Genomic DNA, 2,178 nt, shown 5'->3' with positions numbered 1-2,178 from the left:
TCAGTCAACAGTCATCAGTCAACAGTCAACAGTCAACAGTCAACAGCCAACAGCCAACAGTCATCAGTCAACAGTCATCAGTCAACAGTCAACAGTCATCAGTCAACAGTCATCAGTCAACAGTCATCAGTCAACAGTCAACAGTCAACAGTCAACAGCCAACAGCCAACAGTCATCAGTCAACAGTCAACAGTCAACAGTCAACAGTCAACAGTCAACAGTCATCAGTCAACAGTTCACAAATTATGAATTTTGGCGACAAATCCCGAATACGGAGGTGTAGCCGTGCAGAAATGTGCTACCGCCGACGGGGCCGATTTCGCCGTTGCAGAAAAAGCCACTCAGAGGGATGTTTTTGAGGTATCGGCCAAACAGTCTGGAGTCAAAGTTCGACTCGCCGTAAAGCCCTTCGCCGCGCCCCAGACAAGAGAACATCAAGGCCCCGGCGCTGGATGTACCACTGTACTCGGCGGCCCGCTGATAGCGATCGAGCAGCATTTCTAGGTCTTCTGCGGAGGTGCGCGCGTCCCGCAGGTGAAATTGGATGCGCTGTCCGGGACGGACTCGATCGCCGATCGCAATTGCTCCCACTTTCGGATCTACTCCCAATAGATTGCGGATTAAAAAATCTCCCGGCTCTAATGTCAGCTTGAATTCATCGCTGACTAAGCCTACAAATAACGAGTGCTGGGCTAATTCTCGGTCTTCTTCGCTCAAAGTTTGAACTAACTCTCGCAACGCCTCTAAGGGCGATCGCTCGATGCCCGCGCTGCCCGTATCGTCGGTTTGTTCTTCGAGTTTGAGCAAAATATTGCGCTCTCCTTCCGTCACCCGATAAGGATGCCCGATCGGCCTGCAGCCTTGAGCTACGATCGTTTCCAAAACTATATTGCCGCTCAAAGCTACCCCAACCGTCCCTTCTCGGTAAAGGTGATAGTCGCAAAACAGCGCCGCGCCCCTGCCCGCACCGTCCCCCCCAGCGAGTCCCCCTACCTTCGCCGCGCCCGGATAGGCATAATCTAGCCCTTGCAGCAAATCGTTAATTTTTGCTGAAAAGGGGTCGGCCAAGATGATGAACTGCGGTTCTTCCTGGGCCGGCACGCCCAAGAGATCCACCCAAGTATCCGGGGGACTATCTAAGTCCGGCAGTTCTTCTGCACCGACGTGAAAAGTTCTGACATTCACTCCCGGCAAGCGCGCCAGACTCAGGCTGACTGCCGGAGATCCCTCGACTTCTTCGGTGAGGCCGCCCCGGTTCGTGCCGATGACTCCTCCCCCGCCACAGCCCAGGATCGCGGGTACTGGCAGCAGTTCTCGGAGTAAAGGCATCAGCCGAGAATACTCGCTGGCAAAGGCAGACGAAATAAATATCAGCGCTAAATCGGCCTGGCCTTCTAGGTTGCGATCGGCTTGTTCTATAACTTCTTTGAGGGCGGATTCCAAAGAGGGACGGGTTGATAAAGCGCTGACCCACTGCATTTGGTTTTGGGTGTACATAAGGCAAACTTCTCTATAAAACTATCTCTATACATTAGGCTAACTGGAACTGGCCGCTGGGGGGACGCTATTCTTGGGCGATCGATTCTCCATCGATCGCCGTTCTTGTGTTAACATAAGTTAACATGAGTGTCCCATTAATCTGTTAACTGTTAAATGCCGTGTTTAGCTAAATCTTAAAAGATAAAGCTCAATACAGTTTGACACACCAACCTCGTGTAATGTTTTCATCAAAAGTAAGGTTGGCTCGACCTACATTGATGCCTGTGGACTAGAATCCGCCTACGGGCTAGTAAAGCAGGGAGTAGAGACGGCTAATGCGCTCATACTTATGGATGGTTTCTCTCTGGGCTGCTGCAACAGTCGCGCCTCTCAAGCTATTATTAGCTGGGGTCGCCAGACCGCAACAGCACATCCAACCCAAACTAACATCCAAAAAGAAAACCTTTCTTACTTAATAAGGTCAACGAGCCAGGTCTAAAGACACGCTCGCTTCGAGCCTTTGACTTAAACCACAGTTGACCAGCCTCAGACTTTAGAGGTCTACGTTTTTTGAGTTATGACACCAAGCGGCTGCTTAGCTAGTCCCTTGCTCTGTCGTTAACGGTTAGCGCGACTTGAAAAGGTTGTTTAGTTTGAGGAGCCTACTCCTCTAGGGGATTCACACCCTCTACCCTCACG

Annotated in this window: 1 protein-coding gene and 1 pseudogene; one reads left to right on the top strand and one right to left on the bottom strand. The window is 51.2% G+C overall.

The window, feature by feature from the left end; translation table 11 throughout:
- A pseudogene (locus tag QUB04_RS32300) lies at positions 1-283 on the top strand (hypothetical protein); the annotation flags it as partial.
- Here the strand turns inward: QUB04_RS32300 and QUB04_RS32295 are convergent.
- The gene (locus tag QUB04_RS32295) at positions 244-1,497 is read right to left on the bottom strand and encodes an FIST N-terminal domain-containing protein (RefSeq protein WP_333290737.1); all 1,254 of its coding nucleotides are present in this window, start codon (positions 1,495-1,497) and stop codon (positions 244-246) included. The pseudogene QUB04_RS32300 and the gene QUB04_RS32295 overlap by 40 nt on opposite strands.
- Positions 1,498-2,178 lie beyond the last annotated feature (681 nt).

It is taken from the genome of Microcoleus sp. D2_18a_B4, assembly GCF_036702475.1.
In the GTDB taxonomy this organism is placed as follows: Bacteria; Cyanobacteriota; Cyanobacteriia; order Cyanobacteriales; family Microcoleaceae; genus Microcoleus.
This window is presented reverse-complemented; position numbering and strand designations above follow the sequence as displayed.